We start from the raw sequence: 25,788 nt of genomic DNA, 5'->3' as shown, positions 1-25,788 counted from the left end.
TCATGCGCTCGTTCGAGGACCTCGTCGCCGAAGCCCAGGCCGCCGATATCATGGGATGGGGCTTCGACTGGCTCGAGGGACGGGCCAGTGAGGAACGTCCGCCGTGGGGATTCGCGCAGCTGCTGGCCCAACGCCTGTCGACCGTCCAGGCGGCGCTCGACATCGACACCGGCGGCGGTGAGGTCATCGACGAGGCGCCTGTCCTGCCGCCGCGGATGGCCGCGACCGAATCCCACCCGCCCAATCTCCTCCGCGCCCGTCAGCGATTAGGTCCGCGTGGCGTCGACGTGGCCGAGGCGACCGCGGATCATCTGCCCTTCGCCAACGGCAGCTTCGAACTCGTCAGCGCCCGTCATCCGGTTCGCCCCAGATGGTCTGAGGTCTCCCGCGTCCTTGTTCCCGGCGGCATCTACCTCGCTCAGCATGTCGGTCCTGCCTCGGCCTTCGAACTCATCGAGGTCTTCCTCGGTCCGTTGCCGGAGAACCGTCAGGCGCGTCATCCGGATACGGAGGCCCAGGACGCCGAGGCGGCCGGGCTGAGGGTCGAAACGCTGCGTACCGCACGCTGCCGCATGGAGTTCCGCGACATCGGCGCCATCGTCTGGATCCTCCGCAAGTGCCCGTGGTGGGTACCCGGGTTCACCGTCGATGCCTACCTCCCGCAGCTACGGAGGCTCGACGAAAGCCTACGCAGGGGCGAACCCTTCATCGCCCACTCCACACGGCACCTCATCGCGGCCCGAAAGAACGGCTAGCTGTCCGGAAGAACGGTTAAGAGCCCGGAAGAACGGTCAGCGCCCCATCCCTGCGGCTTCGACCGCGCTGCGGACGATCTCATCGAGGTCGTATTCGGCCTTCCAGCTCAGCAGTGCACCGATACGGGAGACGTCGGCGACCAGGGCCGGGGGGTCACCGGCACGACGCTCGCCAATTTCGGGGACGATGTCACGACCGGTCGCCTCGGCGATGGCGTCGATGACTTCCTTCACGGATGCTCCGGTGCCGGTGCCCACGTTGAACACGGTCTCCGTGGTGCCGCCGGCCTTCATGTAGTCGAGGGCAGAGATGTGCGCTTCGGCAAGGTCTTTGACGTGGACGTAGTCGCGGATGCAGGTGCCGTCGGGAGTGTCGTAGTCGTCGCCGAAGACGATGGGGGCTTCGCCGGCCGCGAGGCGGCCGAGGACGATCGGGATGAGGTTCATGACCGCGGTGTCGGCGAGTTCGGGCCAGCCGGCTCCGGCGACGTTGAAGTACCGCAGCTTCACGGCGTTGAAGGTGGCCCCCCGCATCTTCGCCGAGGTGATCGCATTGTCGATCATCCATTCGCCGATGAGTTTTGTCTGGCCGTAGGGGTTGATCGGGCGGCAGTCGAGGTCTTCGGGAACCATGTCGACGTCGGGCATGCCGTAGGTCGCGGCCGAGGAGGAGAAGACAAGGGAGGCGATGCCGGTGCGCTCGACGGCGGCGAGGATGTTCGTCAATCCGCCGATGTTCTGGCGGTAGTACATGACCGGTTCCTCGACGGACTCGCCGACCTGCTTCTTCGCGGCGAAGTGGATGATCGAGTCGACCGAGTGCTCCTCGATCGCGGCGACGAGGCGGTCTTCAGCGTCGGCGGCGGCGAGGTCGAGGTTGAGGACCGGCAGGCCTTCGACCCGGGACGCGATCCCGGTGGAGAAGTCGTCGACGACGAGCACCTCGTCGCCGCGTTCGGACAGCAGCCGCACCACGTGTGAGCCGATGTAGCCCGCTCCCCCTGTCACCAGTACTGACATGCGCAGATCTCTCCTTCTCCATCATGGATATCCCGCCATTATGGGCAGCGTCCACCTCAACAATAGGTGGTGGGGCTGCGCTTATACGACTCGCTGTACACCGAACCAAGGCCGCGCCCCGGAGCGCAGAGCTGTTGAGCTCAGCGTCGTCGGGCCGGCGAAGGTATCAACGAGAACGCCGGTCCTTCCATCGTCCGGGCGTAGATGCACGGGTGGAGCAGGTGGCCAGACACACGGTTTCGACGCTTCTGCACGCGCCGAAACCCTCGATTTCTCATCGCTTTTGTCGGCATTTCTTCATATGACGCCAGCAGTTGTAATCGTTTCAGGATCATTTCGTTTCCTTCTAAGGATCGCAGGGCACGGAGAATCGGCCAGCGTCGAGAAGCACGTACCTCACCGGGGCAGCAGTTCGGCCGAGCCTCAGACCCCCGGTTTGAGGCCACTCACCTGCGGGTTCTTCTTGCTCGGCAACGTGTACCGCGCGCCTGGGGGAACTCTCACCAGGGCATCAAGCGGCCACCACGGTTACCTCCAACCTCCTCGCACGTACTCCACGTTGTCGTGCAGACCCAACCTACCATTGCGTAACTATAACGAGAGTATAACTTTGTGAGTTATTCATACGTTACTTTTTCATGACTCCGTAGTGTTGTGACTGTTCTGTCAGGAGACTGCCCGTCTCCACTCAGGCTGCGGTCTGCGAACACGCAAGAATCAATCGATGTGGGGGACCATGAAGAAGTTAAAGGGCCGGCCCGGTACCGGCCGGAGAATCGCGGTTGGCACGGTCGCCGCAGCTACGGCAGTGGGGCTGACCCTGCTGACAACATCACCGAGTACCGCCGATGAAGTCAATCCTGAAGAGGACTCGGAAGCTCTCGGACAGTTGATCGCCGCCGACCTGCTCAGCGCTGACGCTGTCGACGCGCTGTCGGCCTACAGCAGCTCACCGTCCAATGCGACAGCCGACACAACCCCGCTGAACCTCGAAGTGCTTCGGTCACTGGGAATCGAAGTTCCCGGCCTCTCACTCCCGCTCATCAGCGACGAGGGGGGCGACGGTCTGCTCGAGCTCGGCAATGTAGGAGCGCTCAACGCCTACGGCAACGCGCCGTCTGCTGACAGCGCCAAGGCCAGTGCTGGAGCAGTCGGTTCGGATGGCGCTCTGAATATCGATGACATCAACAACGGTGATTTCGGCAATGCGAAGGTCGATCTCACCTCGGTGCTCGGTCAGTTGGGCCTCGACGGAGTCACCGACGAGATCGTCGATGAGCTCAGCCTCGAGCTCGGAGCGATTGCCTCGACTGCTGACAGCGACGGCACCACCTATGATTCGCAGTACGTTGTCGCAGACGGAATCCTCACCGTTTCGAGCCCGGCCGTCGGCGACATCTCCGACCTGCTCGATGATCTGGTCGACGGTACCGGGGCGACGCTCGAAGAAGTCATCGGTGACGAGGGTCTTGTCGGCGAGCTCGCGAAGATCGGGGTCGACATCGACGTGCTAGCCGCCTCGGTGGAGATCGGCGGTCCGAATACGACCGTGTCGGTCGAAGTCCGCGACGCACTGAACAGCGTCGTCGAGAACATCGTCAACGAGCAGCTCGAAGACAAGTCCGGAATCGTCTCCATCGACCTCGCCGAAGGCGACATCAAGATCGACCTCGCGAAAATCGTCGAGGGCGGCAACGGTGAAGACCTCAATGGCCTCGATCCAAACACCGAGGTACTGACCTCTGCGACGATCTCGAAGATCACCACGGCCGTTTCCGACGCCTTGGGCGAACTCACCGGCAAAGTGACGGAGACGCTCACCGACGCCCTCAACGAAGTGCATCTAGTCATCGACCTTCCAGCAAGAATCTCGGCTCTCGGAATTCCTGCCGTGAACGGCTCTGTCACCGTCGACGCAACGCTCGGACAGCTCGCCGGAACGGATGACTCCGACCCGACAATCACAACCGACCTCTCACTCCTCGGTGTCCCTGTCGGCGCGGTCCTCAACGCCATTACTCAGCCGGTCATCTCCGCGGTACTCGACATCACCAAGCCCATTGTCGGTGGGATCCTCACGGCGACCGTCGATGAACTCTCCGGTTCGGTGACCGGCATCATCGATCCGGTGCTCGAGTCTCTCGATCCGGTGTTCAATGCGCTCAACCAGGTTGTCGACCTCACGATCAACGAGCAGTCGCCGAACCCGACTCCTGTCGAAGGACGGGCCAGCACCCAGTCAGCATTGGATGAGAGCCTGGTCGACGGCAACAACGGTTCCGGCTTCACCGTCAATGCAGTGAGCCTGGAACTGCTGCCCGAAGCGAACGCTGTCGACATCAACCTCGCCTCTTCTTCGGTCCGCGCGACCGCGGAGGAAGAGCCCGGCGATGAGGATGCCAACGCCAACGCAGCTGCCGCGGCTGCCGCCTCGGCCGATGCCGATGGCGACAACAACCCTGCCGCACAGGCCGCGTCCGAAGCCGCCGCAAACGACGATGCCACCAGCACCGCGTCTGCCGCCGCGGACGAGAATGCCGAAGCAGCAGCCGAGGCTGCTGCCACCGAGGATGCTTCCTCGGAGGCGTCAACCGATGCGACTACCGACGAGAACGCTTCGTCGACGGCAGCATCGCAGGCAGCCGCGAATGCGGACAACACGGATGACACCAACGCTGAAGCCTCCTCCGCGGCCGATGCCAACCCGGCAGCAGCCGCATCCGTAGCCTCGAACGCTGATTCCTCGGCCACCGCCTCGGAGAACGCCGCTGCAGATGCAGATGCAGCAGCCGATCCAGACGCGGCAGCTGATCCAGACGCTGCAGCCGCCGACGACGCGGATGCCAACGTCAACGCTGCGGCTTCGGCATCGGCATCGGCGAATGCTGACGATGACGGCAATCCCGCCGCGCAGGCAGCCGCTCAGGCAGCCGCTGACGAAGATGCCAACAACACGGCATCGGCAGCAGCGGATGAGAACGCCGAAGCAGCAGCCGAATCCGCCGCGAATGAAGAAGCCTCCTCGGAGACCTCGGCAGACGCCACGGATGAGACCAACGCCTCGGCACAGCAGGCAGCCAACGCCGCCGCCAACGCCGACAACACGAACTCGACGAACGCTGACGCCACAGCAGCGGCCGATGCCGATCCGGCCGCCGCCGCAAGTTCGGCAGCAACCGCGGACTCGTCCAGCGAAGCCTCGGCCTCGGCCGCTGCTGATGCCGACGATTCCACGGTCGCAGACGCCAGCAACGAGACGACCGCTGATGCGAACGCCTCGGCCTCCGCATCAGCCTCGGCCAACGCTGACAATAACGACAACGCCGTTGCACAGGCAGCCGCTCAGGCAGCAGCCGATGAAGATGCCAACACCACGGCATCGGCAGCAGCGGATGAGAATGCTGAAGCAGCAGCCGAATCCGCCGCGAATGAAGAGGCCTCCTCTGAGGCTTCGACGGACGCCACGGATGAGACCAACGCCTCGGCACAGGCCGCAGCGACGGCAACTGCCGACAACAACGATCAGGATTCTGCCAATGCTGACACGTCAGCCGCAGCAGATGCTGATCCGGCGGCCGCAACCTCGGCAGCAGCGAACGCTGACTCCTCTTCGGAAGCGTCAGCAGCCGCAGCCGCCGACGCTGATGGCACAGACGACTCCGCCGCCAATGAGAATGCCAACGCGGCAGCCTCTGCGTCAGCCTCGGCCACGGCCGATGCTGACGACGATGGCAATCCCGCCGCGCAGGCAGCCGCTCAGGCAGCCGCTGACGAAGATGCCAACAACACGGCATCGGCAGCAGCGGATGAGAACGCCGAAGCAGCAGCCGAATCCGCCGCGAATGAAGAAGCCTCCTCGGAGACCTCGGCAGACGCCACGGATGAGACCAACGCCTCGGCACAGCAGGCAGCCAACGCCGCCGCTAACGCCGACAATACGGATGCCGCCAACGCCCAGGCATCGGCAGCAGCCAATGCCGATGCAGGTGCCGCGGCATCGGCAGCGTCGACGGCTGATTCCTCTTCGGAAGCGTCCGCCACGGCAGCTGCCGACGGTGCTGAAGCAGATGCGGCCGTTGAAGGCGGGCAGGCGAATGCCTCGGCCGACGGTGACGAGGCCAACGCCTCCTCGTCCGACGACGCGGACCAGGCCTCCGCGGACTCGGACCAGGCAGCTTCGGCCAATGCCGGTTCCTCTTCGGACAGCGGTTCGACGGCCAACGCCGGAAGCTCGGCCAACGCCTCAGCCGGTTCGGACGCTTCGGCCGGGTCGAGCACGAATGCCTCGGGCAGCAGCAATGGCGGAGACCTGCCACGGACGGGTGCTGACGGTGTCCCGGCCATGGCCGGTTTCGCCGCCTTGCTCATCGTCGGAGGTGCGGCCGCGGTGTGGGCGACTCGACGCTACCGCGCAGGCAAGCACTGAGGCCAACTCAGCTCAGCCTGCTGAGCTGAACGCCTGAACGGCGGGGTCGGGGCGAAAGCTCCGGCCCCGCCGTTCTGGGTTCCACCGCCACCGAACCCACACCCTCAAAGCCCCCGTCCGGCCTCCCATGGTTCGTCGGAGGCACCGGTGATCAGCGCATTGACCGACATCGCCTGAGCGTCGGTGAAGGAGGAGACATAGTCGACGACGGCACGTGCCCGTCCGAGCCTGACGATATCCCCGGGCCCCTGGTCGCCGAGGCTCTCCAGGTCCTGGTCGTAGAGCTCCTGATATTCCTGAGTCGCCGCCTCCACGGAGTCGAGCAGTCGACGGGGAATCCTCGTCGCCTCCTCCGGATCGCACAGCCAATCATGAAAGCCTTCCGCGAGTGAAGCGATGATCCGTGTCTGCCCGCGCTGGTAGACAGCCAGATCTGAACGTTCGAGGACGAAGCGCGAATGGACGAATTTGAGCACAACCACGTCATGCCAGGTATCGGCGCGCAGACGCACGTGACCACTGCGCACATGGGGCGAAGCATCGACGACGATCGAGGCCTTGAGCCGGTCGATCCAGCGCCTGGTGAACGCGGTGACCGCACGGTCGGCCTCCACTCCCCCGTCATAGGGAACGGCCAGCAGACCCTCCACGAGATCCCGGTTCACCCGCTCCACGGATTCCCGGAACGCATCCTCATCGGCGATCCACGGATCCTTCTCCTGAATGTGACGCCACATCGTCTCAAGCGCGTGACCGGGCCTCTGCCGATCCAACTCCGCATCGTGCAGCGCGCCCAGCCGTCGGGTATCGCTCAGCCACCGCCCCATCTCCGCGGACACACTCGTGTACTGGAGGACATTCGACCGGTAGAAATCGTCGAGATCGTGCACGGCATAGGCGATGTCATCGGCGACATCCATCACCGCGCACTCAAGCGTCTGCTGATTCGCCCCGATCGCCGGGAACGACGACAGCGCCTCGTGCATCTCGGCCACCTCGGTCGAATAGGCGGAGAACTTCATCGCGCCTTCCGCGACCTCGTCACCGATCCCGCGCGGCATCTGCGCAGCCTCGAGACGCCGCTGCTCCGTCCAATCGCTGCGTGCCCACGGGTACTTGAGCACCGCAGCCCGCACCGCACGCGTGAGATTGAGCCCCCGCGCGGTGGCATCGCAGCTGTCCAGAGCCGTGAGGATCCGGAAGGTCTGCGCATTGCCCTCGAAACCGTCGCTGAGGTTGAGCGAGGTGCGTGCGACCCGATCGAGCTCCTTCTCGCCGAGGTGGCCGAAGGGAGGGTGCCCGAGATCGTGGGCTGCGGCGGCAGCTTGAACCACGACGGGATCGCAGCCGCCGAGCTCGGTGAGCAGAGCCCGTGTCCGTTCGTCGGCATTGTTCAGGGTGATGGCGATCGATCGCGCGACTGCGGAGACCTTGAGCGAGTGGGTCAGCCGGTTGTGGATGACCGTCCCGGAGCCGGCCTGCGGAATGACCTGAGTGACCGCGGCGAGTCGGGAGAAGAATGGAGAGAAGCGGATCCGTTCGATATCGACGCGGAACTCGTCCTCTCCGGGTGGGTCCACCTCGGCGACATTGCGGATGCGGCCCCCGGTCGTATGAAATCTCAGTCGCTCCATCCCTTCAGCCTACCGACCCGCGCCACCCTTGAGACTCACAGCACAGTGGCGTACCGTCGAAGACATCACAGGAGGTGAGTCCCATGACTGGAGTCAACGAAGATTTCTATCAGCCCTCAACCCACCCGGGCGACATCATCGAGGTCAAGGATGAGGAGACGGGCGAGGTGACCAAGCAGAGGATCATCCTCGACGAGTTCGGCAACGGCACAAAGACCCGCCCGCTGACCGAAGACGAGGAGAAGGAACTCGAGGAGCAGCCCTAGAGTCCACCCGGCATCTCGGTACGTCTCCGCGAACCGCTAACCATTCACCACGAGGCGCGGGCGGTCTCCGTGATGCCCTCGACCTCGGTGAAACCCGCATCCATCACGTTCACGGGCTGTCCACCTGCCGCCCATGATTTCTTCGTCGCGGTGACCACGCGCAGCGCGAATCCCGATTCGCGCCAGCGATCGCGCACCTCGGCGGGCATCTGCTCATAGGCCAGCTGCGCGGCATGCCCAGCCTGCGCCGCGGCCTTCCCCGTCGTCAGTGTCACCAGGGGCGACATCTCGATGAGCACGACCGCCTCGGCGACGGAGACCGAGGAGAGCCCCTCATCGGGGAACTCGGTCCCGCCCACCTGAAGCTTCTTCAGCTCTCTGGGCAGGGGCTCGACGGGACCGGGCGGGAACACGGAGGCTTCGGCCGGCGCGTACTCCTCGGTGCCGCCGTGCGTGATCGTCACACAGCCCAGCGCTCGCGCATCCTCGAGCTTCTGGCCGTCGCCTCGACGCACGACCTTGCGGATGGCTGCGTCGCGCCAATAGGCGACGGCGTCGTACCACTCTCCTCCGGGCTGACTGCGCGGATCATCGAGGAAGGCGACCACACCACGTGCAGTCGCCTCGAGCACATCGACGTGACGAGTGACACTCGTCTTCGAACGGCGCACCACGATCGGCAGCGACCAGGGCACGTCGTGGTCGGACTCGTGTCTGCGCATCTGTTCGCTCATCGGTCCATCTTAGGCCGACGTCCGGGCTCAGCGCCCTTCTCCTCGTGTGGGTCGGGCGCAGAGGCGGACAGTGCGTGTGGAAGAGTGAGGACGAGGCAATGACCACGCCACCCCGATCCGCGGAGGAAAGAATGAGCACTCCAAACACACCGGCCGAGAACGCGCTGACAGGGATTCCACCCGGCATTCTCGCGGCGATGGGCCAACAGATGCGGGCCGTCCTCGCCGTCCAGGCTGCCCGCGCCGCCGAGTGCGCTCAGGCCGGTGAGGACGCAGCGGCTCAGATCGACGACGCCGGCGCAGCTCGGTTCGCCGCGATGCGCGCGGAATACCGTGCGGAGCGCTCCTATTGGAACGAAGGTGGGCCGACGATGGTGCTCACCGTCGACGAGGTGGTCGACACTGCCGCCGGTCACGTGCCCATCCGCATCCACCGACCGAGCGAGGCAGAGATGCTGCCCGGCATCGTCTTCCTCCACGGCGGCGGGTTCACTGTCGGTGACCTCGACACGCACGACCGGATCATGCGGGTCATCGCCGCCGCCAGCGGGGCCGCGGTGATCGGCGTCGACTACTCCCTCTCCCCCGAGGTCAAATTCCCTCACGCCCTCCACCAGACGGCCGGGGTCATCGATCTCTTCGCTCGAATCGGCGAACGCTTCGGCATCGACGGCACTCGGTTGGCCGTCGGCGGGGATTCGGCCGGCGCGATGCTCACACTTGGCGCCGCACTGCTGCTGCGCGACGATCCGGCCTCCGTCGATGCCTCCCCGCTCACATTCGAGGCGTTGCGTGCTCTGCTGCTCTTCTACGGCGGTCACGGGCTCATCGACTCCGGGAGTCGGCGACTCTATGGCGGCGCATGGGACGGAATGGGCGCCGATGACCTCGGTTCGATCGTCGATGACTACTTCCTCAACCCCGGGGATGAGACGACGCCGTATGTCGACCACCTCCGTGCCGAGCTTGCGGGACTGCCTCCGGTGTTCCTCGCCGCGGCGGGTCTCGATCCGCTCCACGACGACAGTCAGGCGCTGCACGTGCTCTTGCAGCGGGCCGGAGTCCCAGTCGAGTACGTCGATTATCCGGGCGTCCTCCACTCGTTTCTCCATTTCGGGCGGATCCTCGACGAGGCCGGCGACGTCCTCGGCCGCAGTGCCGCCTTCGCTGCGTCCCGGCTCAGTTGAGCCGCCGAGCTGGAGCGAACCGTCCCGGCTGGGGTGAGTCGGCCCGGCTTCAGCGAGCGTTGGAGCCGGGGAAACTCACTGTGACCCGACCGTGTAGTGCTTCGCCGCCCGGATCATCGAGTTGAGGGAGGCGATGACCGGCACAGAGAAGAATGCGCCGGCGACACCGGCGACGGCGGCTCCCGCGGTCACGCCGAGGACGACCGCGAGGGGATGGACCTTGACCGTGGGACCGGTCAGCCAGGGGTGCAGGACGTGACTTTCGAGCTGCTGGACAACAATGACGATGCCGAGCATGATGAGCCCGTGCACCCAGCCGTTGAACAGCAGCGCCAGTCCCACCGCCACGGCCCCGCCGATGATCGCGCCGATGAAGGGCACGAATGCGCCGAGGAAGACGACCGTAGCGATCGGCACGGCCAGTGGCACACCGAGGATGAGCGCTCCGAGCCCGATGCCTAGGGCGTCGGTGGCGGCGACGACGAGCTGGATACGGATGAAGTTCGACAGGGTCTTCCACCCAGCCTCCCCGGCCGCGGCGATCCGCGCATGCGCCCGCTTCGGCCAGATGCGGACCACCCACGTCCAGATGCCACGGCCGTCGATGAGCGCGAAGAGGGTGACGAAGAGAATGATGATGATGCCTTCGACAACATGCGCGGCAGTCGTTCCCACCTCGGCGGCTCCCGATCCGAGACCCGCGGCATGGTCCTGAAGCCACGTCCCCGAGGTGGCGACGACATCGTTGAGTTTCGACTCGGTAAGCCCGAAGGGCTGGGTTTCCAAGAACTGCTTCGCCGCGTCGAGCGAGGTGCCGACCTGCTCCCGGATCGAGGGGATCTCGTTCCTCACCTGGACGGTGATGAGGACAATGAGGCCGGCGAGGAGTCCGAGCACGACAACCCACACGCTGACAACGGCCAGCCATTTCGGCCACCGGTGCCGCTGGAGGAACGAGGAGAGAGGCACGAGGAGCGCTGAGAGGACGAGACCGGCGAGGAATGGAATGACGATCTCCGCGACTTGGAGCGCGATGAAGATCGCGACCGTGATGCCCGCGATGATCACGAGCAGGTATCCGGTGAAGCGGGCACCGAGCTTGAGCCCCTCGGGGATGGGATCGTCGCGCTTGTCCGTCGCGTTCGGCACACCGTCTGTCATTCCCCCACATTAGCGCCGCGCGGCCCGTGATGGGTGGGGAGATTGACGAAACCTCCGGGCGCTCCCGCAGTCCCCGACCGTCATCCCGAGACCCCGATGCGGGAAACGATGCGCCGCAGAGGTATGCTGGTATCACTTGCGAATCCGTTTTCGGATTCCCTGCGTCGTCAGGACGCCTCGTCTCTGCAGCCGGTCGAATTGCCGGTGCATGATTCCGAAGCCGTTTTCTCTCGGCGAACGATCAGGCCGATCGACCTGATCGAACCACGCCCGGCAGCGGCCCCGTCACACTTCAGTGACATCGGTGCGCCCTCCGGCACGTCGAAGGGCCTCACACCAGTGACCTCTCAGAACACCAGTACACGCTCTACCGCCCAGACCAGCTTCGCGGACCTCGGGGTGCCGGTCGCGCTAGTCGAAAATCTCCGCGCGGAGGGCAAGACCAGCGCCTTCCCCATACAGCAGGACACCCTTCCGGACACGCTCGCCGGTCGCGACGTGCTCGGCCGGGGGAAGACCGGTTCCGGCAAGACCCTTGCCTTCTCCATTCCGATGGTCGCGCGCCTGGCCGAATCCCAGACCTCGGGGGCTCGACGCAACCGCGTACCGCGCGGCCTCGTCCTCGCCCCCACCCGTGAGCTCGCCACCCAGATCACGAACGTCCTCGATCCGCTGGCGCAGGCCTGCGGCATGCGGACGACCACGATCTTCGGCGGCGTCAACCAGAAGCGCCAGGAGGCAGCTCTCAACGCCGGTGTCGACATCGTCGTCGCCTGCCCCGGGCGCCTTGAAGATCTACTCCAGCAGGGCGTTCTCTCCCTCGACCAGATCGAGGTCACCGTTCTCGACGAGGCAGATCACATGGCCGATCTGGGCTTCCTTCCCGGTGTCACCCGCATCCTGTCGAAGACCCCGACCGACGGTCAGCGGATGTTCTTCTCCGCGACCCTGGACAACGGCGTAGATAAGTTGGTGCGCAAATTCCTCCACAACGAAGTGCTCCACTCCGTCGACGATCCCAACTCGCATGTCTCGGCGATGACGCACCACCTCTTCGAGGTTGCCGATGACGACAAGAACGAACTCGTTCACCGTCTGGCATCGGGCACCGGTCGCCGCATCCTCTTCACCCGCACCAAGCACCGCGCGAAGCGCTTCGCCCGCCAGCTCACCGCACAGGGCATCCCGGCCGTCGACCTGCAGGGCAACCTCTCGCAGGGCGCCCGCGACCGCAACCTCGCAGCCTTCAGCAACGGTGACGTGCGCGTACTCGTCGCCACCGACGTCGCCGCCCGCGGAGTGCACGTCGATTCGGTCGAACTCGTCGCCCACGTCGATCCGCCGACCGAGCACAAGGCCTACCTGCACCGCTCGGGCCGCACGGCACGCGCCGGCAGCGCCGGCGATGTCGTGACAATCATGCAGGCCGATCAGCGCAAGGACACCCTGGCGCTGCTGCGCAAGGCCGCCATCAAGGTCAAGCCGCAGAAGGTCACTGCGGAGTCGCCGGAGGTCGCCGCACTGGTGGGCGAGATCGCCCCCTTCGTCGAGCCCGCCCCCAAGGAGACCCCGGAGCAGCGGCAGTCCGAAGGCCAAGGTCGGAAGCGCTCACCGAGGCGTCGCCGAGGCGGCAGCGGCGGTCGCGGCGGCGAGAATGCTGCCGGCGGTCGCAGTTCCGAAGGCGGTAACGGCGGTCAGCGTGACCACGGCGGTCAGCGTGGACAGGGCGGCGGAGCCGGCCGCAGCACCGGCGGCGCTCGGACCGAAAACGGTCGAGGCCAGTCCAATGGTCGCTCCGGTCAGTCACGTCATCGCAGCGCCGGCAGTTCTCGGGATGGTCGCGGCCAGGGCGGTTCTCAGGGCGGTCGCCGGTCCGAGGGCACTCGCGGCGGCGCCGGCAACCGTCGGACCGCGGAATCTCGTGGCACCAGCCCAGAGACCCGCAGGCGCAATCGCTCCCGCGGCAGCGCAGGTGGCTCGCAGACGGTCTACTCGACCAGCAGCTGAGGACAGGCTTCCGCTCCTCGGCAGCTTGAACTCGATTCCGCACTTATCAATACCGCGAAGGCCGTGACCCACATATGGTCACGGCCTTCGCGGCGTTCGGATACGGCATCACCGTTTATCTCAAGGCAGGCTCAGATTTCCCACGTCATGTGCAATCACGCCCCACTTTGCTGATGAGAGCCCACCCGCGAACCTTCAGAACTTCGGGACATCGGCGATGAGCGACCTCGTGTACTCGTGGCTCGGGTTTTCCAGCACAGAGGAGGTCGGCCCGTAGTCAACGATCGTGCCCTTGTTGAGCACGGCGAGGTTGTCGGCGATGTGCCGGGAGAGCGCGATGTTGTGGGTGACGAAGAGCATCGCCAGCTGCCGCTCCTCACGCAGGCTCCGCAGCAGAGCGACGATCGAGGCCTGCACGCTGACGTCGAGCGCCGAGGTGATCTCATCGCAGACCATCACCGATGGTGCGTTGACCAGGGCCCGAGCGATCGCCGCCCTCTGCCGCTCGCCGCCGGAGAGATCCCCGGGGCGCCGATGGTAGAACGAGCGCCCCAGCCGCACCGAATCGAGCGCCTCTTCGACCGTGGCCTTCCTAGTCGCGGCCGTGCCTTCGCCGCTCATCTCCAGCGGCACTGACAGTGACTGCCCGATTGATCGCCGGGGGTTGAGCGAGGAGAACGGCGACTGGAACACGTACTGGATTCCCACCCGCTGGTCGTTCGTCCGCTTCCGCGTCGAACGCGCCAGCTCGGTTCCGCGCAGCCGCACCGACCCCGAATAGTCGTCGTTGAGCCCGGCCACGCACTGCGAGAGCGTGGTCTTGCCCGACCCTGATTCGCCGAGCAGCATGGTGCACTCCCCCGGCTCCAGCGCCAGGTTGATCCCGTTGAGGATCTGTGCCTTCCCGTAGGCGAGCTCAAGGTCCCTGACCTCGAGCAGCGAGGCATCCGCCGAGGTGGATGTCCGGTCCTCGGCCTTCGCCGAGTTGGCTGCCCCCGACGCCTCCCCCGCCGAGACGAGGATATGCGTCGGTGCCCCCTTCGACCCATCCTTCGTGCCAGCCTCAGAGCTCGCGTCCGACTCACGCTCGACGTCTTCGAGGGACGCCGCCCCATAGCCGATGGTCTTCCGGCCCGCCAGATCGGGTACGGCGGCCATGAGCATCTTCGTGTATTCGTGTTGCGGGCGTTCGAGGACCGCGGACACCGGTCCCTCCTCGACGAGGTCGCCGCGCAACATCACTGCTACTCGATCCGAGATGTCCTTGATCACCGCAAGGTCGTGGGTGATGTAGAGCCCGGCGACGTTGTTCGCCACCGTCATCTGCCGGATCGTGTCGAGGACGACCGCCTGGGTGGAGACGTCGAGGCCGGTGGTCGGCTCGTCGAGGATGAGCACATCGGGAAACATGGCGAAGGCCATGGCGATGCCGATGCGCTGTTGCTGACCGCCGGAGAGCTGGTGTGGCCAGCGCTTCTGATAGGCCCGGTCCCCGGGCAGACCGACGTCGACGAGGACCGCGGCGACGCGCTCAGCTCGCTCACGCTCGGATGAGCCGAAGCCGTGGATGTCGAGGACCTCGCGGATCTGCTCGCCGACCCGCATCGCGGGGTTGAGCGAGAGGGCGGGGTCCTGCGGGATGTAGGCGATCCGGGATCCACGCAGGGACCGCACGGCCACCTCGTCGAGGTCGACCACTTCGACGGCGGTCTCGTCCCCGCGCGGCCAGATGCTCACGGATCCGGAGCCGAACTTCAGGCCTTCCCGAAAGTGGCCCATGCAGGCCAGCCCGGCCGTGGTCTTGCCGGACCCGGATTCGCCGACGAGCCCGAGGATCTCTCCGCGGGAGAGGGCGAAGTCGACGCCGTGGAGGATCTCGTCGCCGGCGTTCGTGACAACCGCCAAGTCGGTGACCCGCAGCACGATCTTCTCGTTCGGTTCATTCGCATGGTCATGGCGGACAGTGTGGGTCTTCGTCGTGCTCATCATGCCTCCACGGACGTTGATGCGGTGGCTCGGGCGAAGGAGTCCGCGAGCAGGTTGGTGCCGATGGTCAGCAGTGCGATCGCGATGACCGGCAGCAGCACACCCCAGGGTTGGATGGACAGGGCGATGCGGTTCTCGTTGATCATCAGACCCCAGTCCGCGGCGGGCGGCTGCAGTCCGAGTCCGAGAAAGGACAGGGATGCGATGTAGCCGATCGAGTAGGTCAGCCGCAGCCCCGCCTCCACGCTCAGCGGCCCGGTGATATTGGGCAGGAGCTCACGGAAGAGGACCTTCCAGCGCGGCATCGCGTACATCTCCGCCGCACGGATGTAGTCCTCCGTGACGACGCCGAGGGTGGCCGAGCGGGCCACACGGGCGATGCGGGGTGCGTGAGTGAGTCCGATGACGGTCACGAGCACCCAGCCCTGCGGACCGAGCACGGTGATCGCCAGGAGGGCAAACACGAGCTGCGGAATCGCGAGGAAGACATCGTTGATGCGCATGATGACGGCATCGAAGCGTCCGCCCACGTAGGCGGCAAGCATACCGACGATCGCACCGACGATCATGCCCAGGGCCGTGGCGATCACGGCGTAGACGATGAGGGTGAGCCCCCCGGCGATGAAACGAGAGAGCACATCCCGGCCGAGGTTGTCGGAGCCGAAGAGCCCGTACGGGCTGAAGGGCTTCGCCACGAATTCCGTGGCCGTGTTCCCCGTCGCCCAGGGCAGCAGCAGCGGCCCGCAGAGGGCGAGGATGACGATGACGAGGGTGAGGACGAGACCGATCTTGCCCTGCTTCTGCGCAAGCACGCGTTTGAAGAAGGGCGTGTAGGTCGTCTGCGATTCCTTGGGCACCTCGGCGCCTTCGGCGACCTGCGATTTGAGGTCATCGAGGTTGTTCATGTCGGTGCTCATGCTGCGCTCCTCAGTTTAGGGTTGGTGAGGATGCCGACGACATCGGCCAACAGGTTCACTACGACGTAAACGGCGGCGACGAGCATGGAGATCGCCTGCACGACCTGCACGTCTCGGTAGGTGACCGCGTCGATGAGGGCTTGGCCGAGTCCGGGATAGCGGAACAGGAACTCGACGACGACCACGCCGCCGGCCAGCCACGCCAGCTGGATCGCGATGACCTGCGCCACGGGCCCCAGCGCGTGAGGCACGGCGTGGCGGAGGATGACGCGCTTCTCTGGGACTCCCTTGAGTCGGGCCATCTCGACATAGCCGGAGTCGAGGACCTCGATCATGGTCGCGCGCATCATTCGTACGATGTAGGGCGTGACGACGAGGACGAGGGTGACCGTGGGCAGGACGAGCTGCTCGGGTCGATGCCAGACCGGGTCGCCCGGCGGGGCCAGGGTCACGGCGGGCAGGATTTGGAACACCGAGGTGGCGAAGATCGCGATGAGCGCGATGCCGATGACGAACTCGGGCATGGCCGCGAGCACCAGGCTGGCCCCGGTCATCGCCTGATCTCGGCGCTTCCCCCGGTGCAGTGCCTGATAGACGCCGAGGCCGATGCCCAGAGGCACGGAGATGACGGCGGCGACGGCCATGAGGATGAAGGAGGCACCGATTCGCTCTCCCAGCAGGTCGGCAACGGGGCCGCCGCTGGCGGAGGAGGTGCCGAAGTCTCCGACGAAGAGTCCTCCCAGCCAGCTGAAGTAGCGCTGCCAGGCCGGCATGTCGAGGCCGAGCTGTTCGTTCAAGGCGGCGATGCGTTCCGGTGTGGCCTGCTGGCCGAGGATGGCGCGGGCTGCATCACCGGGCAGCAGCAGGGTCGCACCGAAGACGAGGAGGGAGACGGCGAGGAGGATGAAGGCGGAGAAGATCAGCCTGCGTCCGATGACTTTTCCGAACATGTCACACCTTTCCGATCCATACGCGGTCGAAACGCCAGCCCGACAGCGGGCGTCCTGTGGCATTGGGGACGAGTCCGCCGACGTACTTCTGGAAGGCGTCGACCTGGTTGGCGAATCCCCAGATGATGTAGCCGCCGGAGTCGTAGAGCATCTTCTGCGCCTCATGTTCGAGGTCACGCCGGGCCTTGGCATCGGTCATCGCTCGAGCCTTCTTCACGAGTTTCGTGAAATCCTCGTCGTCCCAATGGGTTTCGTTGAATGGCGATTCGTCGACCACGCAGGAGATGCATTGGGCCAGGAAGTCGCGCGTGTTCCAGAAGTCCTGGGCGAAGTCCCATTGCAGGTATTCGTCGCCGAAGAACGTCGTGGCGTCGACCTTGCGGATCGTCACCCGGATGCCCGCCTCGGCGGCCTGCTGCGCGAAGACCTGGGCGGATTCGACGACTCCGGACTGAATGGGCGCGGTGACCAGCTCGACGTCGAGACCATCGGGGTAGCCCGCCTCGGCGAGGAGCTGCTTAGCCTTGCCGACATCGCGGGTGCGCTGCGGGAAGTCGGGGTAATTCGGGTCCAGCGGGGCGAACATGTCGTTGCCCACCGTGCCGAATCCGGAGAGGACCTGTTCGATCATCTGCTCGCGGTCGACGACGAGACGGAAGGCCTGCCGGACCCTGACGTCGTCGAAGGGCTTCTTGTCCACGCGCATGGTGAAGGGCAGCCACATTCCGGTTTCGGAGTTGAGGATGCTCATCCGCTCGTCGGCGTCGATGACCTCGACGAGGGCCAGCGGGATCTGTGCGATCGCATCGACCTGCGTCGACAGGAGGGCATTGATGAGGGCGTCGGTGTCATTGAAGTTGAGGATCTCGACTTCGTCGAGGTAGTTGCCTTCGGTGCGCCAGTAGTAGTCGTTGCGCTTGATCACGGTCGACTGTCCGGGGGTGTGAGAGACGAGCGAGAACGGTCCTGAGCAGACCGGGTTCTCCGGGTCGTAGTCGACCGGGACGATGCCTGTGGTGTATTCGGAGACCGAGTCGTCGAGGATGCCGTTGGGTTCGCTGAGCCGGAATTCGATCGTGCGGTCGCCGGTGGCGACGACCTCGTCGAGCATGGTGAAGCTGGCCGCCGCGGTCTTCGGGTCGTCCGGGTCGTTGATCCGCTCAAAACTGAAGACGACGTCATCGGCAGTGATGTCTCGTCCGTCGGAGAATTTCACGCCATCGCGCAGGGTTGCCGTCCACACGGTGGCGTCGTCGTTGCGTTCGAAGGACTCGGCGAGTTCGGGTTGGATCTTGTAGTCATCGGTGCGGGAGAGCAGGCAGTTGTAGAGATTGACGGTGCGGGCGATGTCGCCGCTGTTGACGGGGATGTGGGCATCGACGGTGTCGGCCGCATTGCCTCCGGTCACACCCACTCGCAAGGCACCGCCCTTGACCGGGTCGCCGGCGTCGGCGGTGCCCACGGTCTCGCCTCCGCATGCGGTCAGTCCGGCGAGCGCGGAGAGGGTGAGCCCGGCTCCCAGTGCCTGTCTTCGGTTCGGTGTGTTCATGTGCCTTCTTCCTGGGAGTGCGGTTTCGTCAGGACGTGTGCGGTGAGGTAGTCCTCGAGCATGGTCATGGCTTCGTCGTCGGTGACCGGCATCTGCGCGGTGCTGCGGGCCACGCCGAGTCCGTCGATGAAGATGCTCAGCGATTTGACGATCAGCGCGGTGTTGCCCATGCGGATGGTGCCCTCGCGTTGGCCGGCGAGGATGACGCCGGTGACCATGTCGAGCCATTCGGTGTAGACGGCGGTGAGGTTGAGTCGGGTGTGTTCGTCGGAGGCGGCGGCGGACCAACTCTGGATCCATATCGACCACACGCGGCGGACGGTGCCGTCGACGCCGGCGTGGACCTTGGCGAAGTGGCGCAGGGCGGCGACGGGGTCGGCGGGGTCGCGGAGTTCGCGGGTGCCGCCGATGATCTCGAGGGAGTAGCGCAGGGCCGCCTGCAGCAGCTGGGTCTTCGTCCGGAAGTGGTAGTTGATCGCCGAGGTGGTCATCCCGCAGGCGCGGGCGACGTCTTCGGTGCGGACCTTGTCGATGCCGCGGTCGGCGTAGAGCTCCCACGCCGCGGCGACGATCTTCCGCCGGTTGCGCGTGCCCTTCGACATCCAGGTCGAGTCGGGTTCGCTCCGGAGTCCGGGGTGTTCCTCGGCGGTGGTGACCGCGACGGTGACCCCGGGGACCGTCGCGTCGTGTGCCTGGTTCTCCTGGTGGAAGTCGGAGACGATCCGGCGCCGAGGCGGCTGCGCGGTTCGTCCGCTCGTGAGCCAGTCCGTGGTGACCTCGGTGAGTTCGGCAATTCGAGAGATCTCCTCGACCCGGAACTTCCGGGTCCCGGCGAGGGATTTCGAGAGTTTGCTCGGTTCAATACCGATGCTGCGGGCGACTTCGCTGTGGTTGATTCCCGCGGTTCTGATGGCTCTGCGGACGCGGGCGGCCAGGGACTTCTGCTTCTCGTCTGCACCTTCGTCCGCGTCGACCACCACTACAGTCTGCACACTTGTTGCGATTCTGGCAAGAGTTACTGGGGTTTTGGGTAGTTTTTCGTTGCATCCAGCGTGTCACGGGCCAACGACTCCGCAGGCACCGTTGTCGAGATTCCTCGGTGCGTTGGGCCGCCGCATGGAGGCAGAATGACTAGAATCGTCCCTTAACCGGCATTCAACGCACGTTGTGTTGAAGCCGCCGGCCCCACGCAGGACGCAAGGAGGCGTTGTCATCGTGTGGTACACGCCGTCGTCGATCCGTTCCGCGCTCGTGCGACGCCTGACACCCGAACGCAAAGCATGGATCTCGAAGCTTCGCCACGGGGAGCACCCATGGCAGGAGACCATCCGGCGAGCGACTGTCCGTTCCGCCCCGACAACGGTGGAATACGATGCCAGGCGGGCCCAGGCAGACAGTCTCGACATCGTCCGAGGACGACTGGACGACCGTGGGGTGAACTTCGTCGAGCTGCCCCGCAGGGGCGCCTTCACCCCCACACTCGTCTGCGGAGTCGATGACACTCGGCAGGCCTTGGAAGCACTGTCGGACCTGTGCCGCAGGGCCGACCGAGATGCCGAGTGGAAGGGATCGTACTGCTCGGTCAACGGCATCACCCTCGCCGCCAAGTCCGCGGAGAAGAACGCCGGTGAAGTGGCCGCGATGCGTCTCCTTCGTCGCGTCTTCGCACCCAACGGCCGGGAGCTCAGCACCTCGGACCAGACCATCACCGTTGAGTTCTGGGAGCGACTCGGACCCGGGGTGCCCAGGGCGGACGGAGGGACGCATCTTCCGGGGACGCTGCGGAGACGACAGCCGGAGCATGATCTGCTGACCGACTACATCGAACCCGCCGTCTGGGACCAGGCGATCAGGAACAGCTCGGTGCTGCGACTACCGGCACCGCACCTCAAAGAGTTCGAGGGGCCCGTCGACATCGTCTATACGTGGGTCGACGGATCGGATCCCCGGTGGCACGAACGCATGGCTGCCGCACGCGAGGACATCGATACGAACTACACCGAACCCAGCTCATTCGATGCCTCACGATTCACCTCTCGCGATGAGCTGAAGTACTCGCTTCGTTCGCTCGAATACTATGCGTCCTGGGCCAGGCGCATCTTCATCGTCACCGACGATCAGGTCCCCGCTTGGTTGGATACCGAACATCCGCGGATCACTGTCGTCGATCACCGCGATATCTTCGCTGACCGCAGCGTCCTTCCCGTCTTCAATTCTCATGCCATCGAGTCTCAGCTGCACCATATCGAGGGGTTGAGCGATCGGTACCTCTATCTCAACGACGACTGCTTCTTCCTCCGCCCCACTGAGCCGGAGCTCTTCTATACGGCGAATGGATTGGCAAAGCACTTCCCGTCTGTCGTGCCGGTCGATATCGGCGGGTGGTCGCCCCGGGACTTGCCGATTATCTCTGCGGCCAAGCAGGGCAGGGACTACATGATCGAGAAGTTCGGCCGGACTGTGACGCATCGATTCCAGCACACGCCGCACCCGCAGCTGCGTCGGGAGCTCGAAGCCATGGAGCGCGAGGAGCCGGGACTGTTCGCTCAGGTTGCGGCGTCGAAGTTCCGCTCCCCCAATGACTATTCGATCCCCGCGTCCCTCCATCACTTCGTGTGCTTTGCACAGGGCCGTTCGATCGAAGGAGCCATCGGCTACCAGTTCGTCGATCTGGCACGCGAGGATCTCGAACTTCAGCTCGGTCGGGTCGCACGCAGCACGGATCTCGATGTGTTCTGCCTCAATGAGACTGCGTTGCCCGAAGGGTGTGCGGCCGGAGTGAACAGACTTGTCTCAGAATTCTTCGAGGACCGGTTCCCGGTTCCCTCGAGCTTCGAGCGGTCACCGGACACGGCGGATATCGATGTCACCGATGAGCGACGTGGCAGCGGATACTCTCGAAGAGGCTCCGTACTCACCGAAGAGAAGCGCAGAAGGTAGATCACCGTGCGAAGAGAATTGGTCACTGCAGTTGCCGGCTTTGCGAAACCTGTCGTCATCAAGGTGTCGGGAGAGAAGCGCTACCTCAAGCTGCGACGGAAGGGGCTGCGGATCCTCAGCCGGTTCGACAGACGACGTCGGCAGTTGGTCCGGCGACGGTCCGAGCAGAGCGGGTTCGCGATCCGGCGAGAGGTGACGCGCCACGGAGACTTGCTCAATGAGCTCGTCGACGAGTTGATCCCTCCGCACGCGGCAGAGCAGAATTTCCGTCTCGTCGTCGATGCCCTCGATGACGCCGGCATCGAATGGTGGCTCGTCGAGGACTATTCCGGCCACGGCTACCGGATCGGAGTGAGGACGGAGTCCAAGGAGCAGGTCGGCACCGCTCTGGCGACACCGGGCCCAGGCGAACCCATCTATGTCAAAGCACCGCAGACGGGTGCCGTGGCTCTCGCCGAGGCGGTCCGGCTGTGCCGCGAACCCGAGGTCGACATCATCACCGTGACGGCACCGAAGAAGGTGCGGAATTCGAATCTGGCCTTCGGGTACCGCTATGGCTGCACGATCGAATTCTGGACCTCGATCGTCTCGGATGCCCGCGTGGTCATCGATGCGCCCGCCGAGAACAGAGCGGCCAAACTCATCGCCGAGGAGGAATTCACTCTCGAGCCGACGACGACGGAGTCCGGAATCGCCTGCCTCACTCCCCGCGTGCTCCACCGCACCATGCTTGAGGACATCACGTTTCCGATCGACGCGGTCTACACCTGGGTCGACGGCGCCGACCCGGAGTGGATCGAGTCCAAACGGCGGCTCGAAGCGGAGATCGCGGGCCACGAATATCACCCCGAGGCCAATCACGAAGCCCGCTTCGAGTCGAAGGACGAGCTGAAGTACTCTCTCCGATCGGTCGAGGCCTTTGCCCCCTGGTTCAAGACGATCTACATCGTCACCTCGGGGCAGGTTCCCTCGTGGCTCGATCTCGATCATCCGAAGATCAGACTGATCAGCCATGCCGAGATCTATGACGATCCGAACCATCTGCCGACCTTCAACAGCAACTCGATCATCTCGCGTCTCCATCACATACCGGGACTGAGTGAGCATTTCATCTACCTCAATGATGATGTGATGTTCGGCAAACCCGTTCGGCCTCAGGATTTCTTCCTGCCGACCGGACTGTCGAAGGTGTTCCCCTCTCGCAACCATCGGCCGTTCGGCACCGCGACGTTAGAGGATGGTCCGCATTTCAATCTCACGCGGAACATCCGTCAGCTGCTGGAGGCTGAGTTCGGAATCACGGTGACTCGCGCAATCAAACACACGCCTTATGCCCTGCTCAAGAGCGTCCAGTTCGAGATGGAGGAGCGATTCCGTGCTGCCTTCGAGCGCACGTGGGCGAGTCGTTTCCGACATCATGAGGACATCGTCGCCGACCAGCTCTATCACTACTACTCGCAGATCGTCGGGAAGGCGGTCGCCACCTCGATCACGTACCGCTACATCAACATCCGCGATGAGAACTATCGGTGGGTCATGCGTGAGACTCTCCGCCAGCGCAATCGTTCGACTCTGTGTCTCAATGACGCGCCGGTCGAGGAGGTCGATCCGCTGTCCGATGACGAAGTCGCAGCCTTCCTCGAGGCCTATTTCCCGTGGAAGAGCACGTTCGAGATCTAGCGGCTACGAACGCCGGGTGCTTTCGCGCTCCCGCACGGCGTTCTCAACGGCCTCGACGAAGAGCTCGGTCGCCTCGCCGGCAGAGGCGACTCCGAAATAGTGCTCTTTGAGCTGCCGTCTCGCGGCACTCTGCGATTCATCGGTGACTACGCTTTCGAGCATTCGGGGCAGGCCCGCAATGGTGTCCAGAGATAGGGACTCCAATTTCGAAGCAATCGGCGAGGACGCTTCCAGGCGCTGCGGATCATTGTGCCGATCGGTGAGGATAAGGCCCTTCTCCGGATGCAGATAGAGGAAGTCGAGACCGACACTGGAGATGTCGGCGATGAGCACATCAGCGTCGACGAAGAGGTCGAGGATGTTCTCCTCCGCCGAGATGACATGAGACCCTCCGCTTTCGTTCGCCTCGTCAATCTGCGCTCTGATGGCTCTGTCCGCGGCTGCGAAGTCGGACTCAGACAAGTCGGCCGTGCGGGGGTGGGGGCGGTAGACCACTCGCGCGTTCGCTGCCAGCAGAGATTCGATGATCTGCAGACCCAGAACGTCGACCGAGGTGAAGTTGTTGGAGTCATTCTCGCCTTCCCACGTCGGCGCATAGACCACGGTCTGTCGACTGTCCCGAGGAAGAACGGAGACGAACTCCCCGTCCAGAGGCGGACGCCCGATCTCGACCAGCTTCGTCTCGTCGAAGCCCCAGAGAACTCGCTCGCATCTCTCTTTTGCCGCGGGACCAGCAACGAACACCTTGTCGTAAGCCTTGAGCTGGTTCGAGATCGAGCTGGTCTTATCGCTCTCTCCGTGGTCCACGTGAACATGGATGATCGCCGGCTCCGCCATCGACTGGAAGTTGCGCATGCTGTTGTTGACGTAGATCGCGAGGCGGTAATCCTGCGCCGTGTAGAGATCGATGAGGTCCGGCTGCGATACCGCGAGCACAAGCGGCAGATCGGTCAGCGATTTGGCGGCGGCGAATGACCGCTCGTTTCGCAGAACCACGACGACCCGAAAATTTTCGTTCAGCCGCTCGAGCGCCGGCACCCACTGACGCAGTTGGTACAGTCTGTCCGGCCCATCGCCGAAATAGGCGACCACCTCGGCGTCCGGAGCTCCGCCGTACGAGTGGATGCCGGATCTTCGCGCCGGCCCGCTGTCCTGCAGCCATCCTCTGAGGACTCGCCCTGGCCGGGAATCCAGCAGCGAACGCAGGCTCGACCGCACTACTCGCTTCATTTGGCCCTCCTGAGCGCTGTCGAGACGATTCTTCGAACCCGTCGTGACGAATCGTTGAAGATACCTTTGACTCCTCCATCGCTCCGTCCGCGCTGCACAGGTCCGCCGCCATCGACGGACATACCGTTTGAGGCCAGGGTCGATTCGAGCAGCGACTGACGCTCGTGCAGGTCTCTGATCCGCTCCATGATCACTTGTTTGCCGGCGTCACCGTCGGCGAAGAGAGTCGGCACCATGTCAGGCAGCTTCGCCTCGGCGACCATGCGGTCGAATTCGACCGGCTCGTTCCCCGATGCGAAGGTGTGGCTCAGCCCGTTCTTCTCCAGGAACGCGATGTACCGGGAGAGGACTTCGGGAGTCTGCGCCTCGAACTCGGTGAAATCAGTACGTTCATGAAGTTCCGCCGCATCGATGTTCTTCGGAAGGCTCGAAATCTTCGCGTGCGGCAGCCGATGGTACTCACCCAGTTCAAGTGTCCGGCTGTCATGTGCGAGCAGGAAAGTCGGCGTCCCAGACAGGATCCCCGCGATGCTTCCATGGATACGCGTTCCGAAGACGAAATCCTGTTTGCTGAGGAATTCCACCCATGTGCGCGGATCGAGCGGGAACCGCATCTGGTCGCGGCGGTACAGCTCGTGTCCAGTATGAGTCGGGTTGCGCAGATCTTTCGGGTTGGTCCGGTTGATGCCCCAAACCATCATCGCCAGATCATTGTGATTCTGCGGTATGTAGACGAGATTCTCGTACTTGCGACTGTGCCGCGCGACAATGGGTTTCATCGCCCTGACATAGGGCGAGACATTCATCGCTACAGCGGAGTCAGTCTGCAGCTCCACAGTGGGACGACCGACCTGAGGATTAGGCCCGTTCATGAATATCGAAGGGCAGCCGATGATGTCGACGACCGAGTCATCGTACCCCAGTCCAGCCAGGTACTCGGCCGTGTATTCGCCCCTCACACCGACGCTGCTCGATCTCTCCAGCACGGCATTCATGAACGCGCTGACATCTGCAGCGATCGGATCGGTGCCCTCCGCCTCGACATCGAGCTTGTGCTGGCTGCCCACCCCGACGACGACCACGGGAATCCTCAGTTTGGAGACCAACTCAGTCAGTCGTTGCAGGTACTTCTGAAAACCGGGGCGGAAGGCATTTGCGAGCGGAATGACGAAAGCATCGTAGTCGGCGTTGATTTGGGCCGCGAAGTCAGCCGAATGCCCCCGTCGGTGACTCTGGTACCCGTCGGGAGTGATCTCGGCATCGGGCGTCGCCAATGACCGGTAGACAGACTGGGAGAACAGCAGGTTGCCTACGTTCTCCGCCAACGCCCGGGTGCGCAGGGTCTC

The 25,788-nt window shown here is 64.4% G+C and carries 18 protein-coding genes; 7 read left to right on the top strand and 11 right to left on the bottom strand.

The window, feature by feature from the left end; genetic code table 11:
- The first annotated feature begins 2 nt into the window (after positions 1–2).
- A complete protein-coding gene (locus tag CV023_RS06840; protein ID WP_230744725.1) occupies positions 3–755 on the top strand; it encodes a class I SAM-dependent methyltransferase in 753 nt (250 codons plus the stop codon).
- Between the two features lie 36 nt (positions 756–791).
- On the opposite strand, the gene galE is transcribed toward CV023_RS06840, so the two are convergent.
- On the bottom strand, positions 792–1,775 hold the full coding sequence (gene galE, locus CV023_RS06835; protein ID WP_230744724.1) for a UDP-glucose 4-epimerase GalE: 984 nt from the start codon (positions 1,773–1,775) through the stop codon (positions 792–794).
- 736 nt (positions 1,776–2,511) lie between these two features.
- On the opposite strand from galE, the gene CV023_RS06830 reads away from it, so the two are divergent.
- Positions 2,512–6,201 carry a choice-of-anchor G family protein gene (locus tag CV023_RS06830; RefSeq protein ID WP_230744723.1) on the top strand — a complete coding sequence of 1,230 codons (3,690 nt, stop codon included), beginning with the start codon at positions 2,512–2,514 and terminating at the stop codon, positions 6,199–6,201.
- Between the two features lie 104 nt (positions 6,202–6,305).
- Here the strand turns inward: CV023_RS06830 and CV023_RS06825 are convergent, their stop codons facing one another.
- Complete coding sequence (locus CV023_RS06825) at positions 6,306–7,835, bottom strand: deoxyguanosinetriphosphate triphosphohydrolase family protein (RefSeq protein WP_230744722.1); 1,530 nt, start codon at positions 7,833–7,835, stop codon at positions 6,306–6,308.
- Positions 7,836–7,918: 83 nt separating this feature from the next.
- Here CV023_RS06825 and CV023_RS06820 point away from each other — a divergent pair, with 83 nt between their 5' ends.
- Positions 7,919–8,101: a hypothetical protein gene (locus CV023_RS06820; protein ID WP_230744721.1), complete on the top strand. Its 183-nt coding sequence runs from the start codon at positions 7,919–7,921 to the stop codon at positions 8,099–8,101.
- Between the two features lie 44 nt (positions 8,102–8,145).
- On the opposite strand, the gene CV023_RS06815 is transcribed toward CV023_RS06820, so the two are convergent.
- Positions 8,146–8,835, bottom strand: a complete 690-nt coding sequence (locus CV023_RS06815) for a peptidyl-tRNA hydrolase (RefSeq protein WP_230744720.1) — start codon at positions 8,833–8,835, stop codon at positions 8,146–8,148.
- Between the two features lie 131 nt (positions 8,836–8,966).
- Between CV023_RS06815 and CV023_RS06810 the strand changes: the two genes are divergently transcribed.
- The gene (locus tag CV023_RS06810; RefSeq protein WP_230744719.1) at positions 8,967–10,022 is read left to right on the top strand and encodes an alpha/beta hydrolase fold domain-containing protein; all 1,056 of its coding nucleotides are present in this window, start codon (positions 8,967–8,969) and stop codon (positions 10,020–10,022) included.
- A 75-nt stretch (positions 10,023–10,097) separates the two neighbouring features.
- Here CV023_RS06810 and CV023_RS06805 read toward each other — a convergent pair whose 3' ends face one another.
- Entirely contained in the window at positions 10,098–11,183 is a 1,086-nt protein-coding gene (locus CV023_RS06805; RefSeq protein ID WP_230744718.1) for an AI-2E family transporter, read from the bottom strand.
- 339 nt (positions 11,184–11,522) lie between these two features.
- Here CV023_RS06805 and CV023_RS06800 point away from each other — a divergent pair, with 339 nt between their 5' ends.
- Entirely contained in the window at positions 11,523–13,190 is a 1,668-nt protein-coding gene (locus CV023_RS06800) for a DEAD/DEAH box helicase (protein WP_230744717.1), read from the top strand.
- Positions 13,191–13,385: 195 nt separating this feature from the next.
- On the opposite strand, the gene CV023_RS06795 is transcribed toward CV023_RS06800, so the two are convergent.
- From CV023_RS06795 to CV023_RS06775, 5 genes are read right to left on the bottom strand one after another with little or no spacing between them, the layout of a single operon-like run.
- Positions 13,386–15,176 (bottom strand): ABC transporter ATP-binding protein, encoded by a 1,791-nt coding sequence (locus CV023_RS06795; protein WP_230744716.1) that lies wholly within the window; start codon positions 15,174–15,176, stop codon positions 13,386–13,388.
- Positions 15,176–16,093 carry an ABC transporter permease gene (locus CV023_RS06790; protein ID WP_230744715.1) on the bottom strand — a complete coding sequence of 306 codons (918 nt, stop codon included), beginning with the start codon at positions 16,091–16,093 and terminating at the stop codon, positions 15,176–15,178. The genes CV023_RS06795 and CV023_RS06790 overlap by 1 nt, the downstream gene beginning before the upstream one ends.
- Positions 16,090–17,043 (bottom strand): ABC transporter permease, encoded by a 954-nt coding sequence (locus CV023_RS06785; protein ID WP_230744714.1) that lies wholly within the window; start codon positions 17,041–17,043, stop codon positions 16,090–16,092. The genes CV023_RS06790 and CV023_RS06785 overlap by 4 nt, the downstream gene beginning before the upstream one ends.
- 1 nt (position 17,044) lies before the next feature.
- Positions 17,045–18,592 (bottom strand): ABC transporter substrate-binding protein, encoded by a 1,548-nt coding sequence (locus CV023_RS06780; RefSeq protein ID WP_230744713.1) that lies wholly within the window; start codon positions 18,590–18,592, stop codon positions 17,045–17,047.
- Positions 18,589–19,584 carry a TetR/AcrR family transcriptional regulator gene (locus CV023_RS06775; RefSeq protein WP_230744712.1) on the bottom strand — a complete coding sequence of 332 codons (996 nt, stop codon included), beginning with the start codon at positions 19,582–19,584 and terminating at the stop codon, positions 18,589–18,591. The genes CV023_RS06780 and CV023_RS06775 overlap by 4 nt, the downstream gene beginning before the upstream one ends.
- A 223-nt stretch (positions 19,585–19,807) precedes the next feature.
- Between CV023_RS06775 and CV023_RS06770 the strand changes: the two genes are divergently transcribed.
- Both CV023_RS06770 and CV023_RS06765 read left to right on the top strand, forming a co-directional pair.
- The gene (locus CV023_RS06770) at positions 19,808–21,532 is read left to right on the top strand and encodes a stealth family protein (RefSeq protein WP_230744711.1); all 1,725 of its coding nucleotides are present in this window, start codon (positions 19,808–19,810) and stop codon (positions 21,530–21,532) included.
- An 18-nt stretch (positions 21,533–21,550) separates the two neighbouring features.
- Positions 21,551–23,212, top strand: coding sequence for a stealth family protein (locus CV023_RS06765; protein WP_230744710.1), 1,662 nt, complete (start codon positions 21,551–21,553; stop codon positions 23,210–23,212).
- 3 nt (positions 23,213–23,215) lie between these two features.
- On the opposite strand, the gene CV023_RS06760 is transcribed toward CV023_RS06765, so the two are convergent.
- Both CV023_RS06760 and CV023_RS06755 read right to left on the bottom strand, forming a co-directional pair.
- Positions 23,216–24,442, bottom strand: coding sequence for a CDP-glycerol glycerophosphotransferase family protein (locus CV023_RS06760; protein ID WP_230744709.1), 1,227 nt, complete (start codon positions 24,440–24,442; stop codon positions 23,216–23,218).
- Positions 24,439–25,767: a polysaccharide pyruvyl transferase family protein gene (locus tag CV023_RS06755; RefSeq protein WP_230744708.1), complete on the bottom strand. Its 1,329-nt coding sequence runs from the start codon at positions 25,765–25,767 to the stop codon at positions 24,439–24,441. Before CV023_RS06755 ends, CV023_RS06760 begins: the two co-directional genes overlap by 4 nt.
- Positions 25,768–25,788 lie beyond the last annotated feature (21 nt).

This window comes from Brevibacterium sp. CCUG 69071, assembly GCF_021023135.1.
GTDB lineage: Bacteria > Actinomycetota > Actinomycetes > Actinomycetales > Brevibacteriaceae > Brevibacterium.
This window is presented reverse-complemented; position numbering and strand designations above follow the sequence as displayed.

Excerpts from the sequence above, each read along its gene's own strand:
- CV023_RS06825 (WP_230744722.1), bottom strand. The coding sequence starts at position 7,835 with ATGGAGCGACTGAGATTTCATACGACCGGGGGCCGCATCCGCAATGTC.
- CV023_RS06830 (WP_230744723.1), top strand. The coding sequence starts at position 2,512 with ATGAAGAAGTTAAAGGGCCGGCCCGGTACCGGCCGGAGAATCGCGGTT.
- CV023_RS06795 (WP_230744716.1), bottom strand. The coding sequence starts at position 15,176 with ATGAGCACGACGAAGACCCACACTGTCCGCCATGACCATGCGAATGAA.
- CV023_RS06820 (WP_230744721.1), top strand. The coding sequence starts at position 7,919 with ATGACTGGAGTCAACGAAGATTTCTATCAGCCCTCAACCCACCCGGGC.
- CV023_RS06760 (WP_230744709.1), bottom strand. The coding sequence starts at position 24,442 with ATGAAGCGAGTAGTGCGGTCGAGCCTGCGTTCGCTGCTGGATTCCCGG.
- CV023_RS06815 (WP_230744720.1), bottom strand. The coding sequence starts at position 8,835 with ATGAGCGAACAGATGCGCAGACACGAGTCCGACCACGACGTGCCCTGG.
- CV023_RS06810 (WP_230744719.1), top strand. The coding sequence starts at position 8,967 with ATGAGCACTCCAAACACACCGGCCGAGAACGCGCTGACAGGGATTCCA.
- CV023_RS06790 (WP_230744715.1), bottom strand. The coding sequence starts at position 16,093 with ATGAGCACCGACATGAACAACCTCGATGACCTCAAATCGCAGGTCGCC.
- CV023_RS06785 (WP_230744714.1), bottom strand. The coding sequence starts at position 17,043 with ATGTTCGGAAAAGTCATCGGACGCAGGCTGATCTTCTCCGCCTTCATC.
- galE (WP_230744724.1), bottom strand. The coding sequence starts at position 1,775 with ATGTCAGTACTGGTGACAGGGGGAGCGGGCTACATCGGCTCACACGTG.
- CV023_RS06805 (WP_230744718.1), bottom strand. The coding sequence starts at position 11,183 with ATGACAGACGGTGTGCCGAACGCGACGGACAAGCGCGACGATCCCATC.
- CV023_RS06840 (WP_230744725.1), top strand. The coding sequence starts at position 3 with ATGCGCTCGTTCGAGGACCTCGTCGCCGAAGCCCAGGCCGCCGATATC.
- CV023_RS06780 (WP_230744713.1), bottom strand. The coding sequence starts at position 18,592 with ATGAACACACCGAACCGAAGACAGGCACTGGGAGCCGGGCTCACCCTC.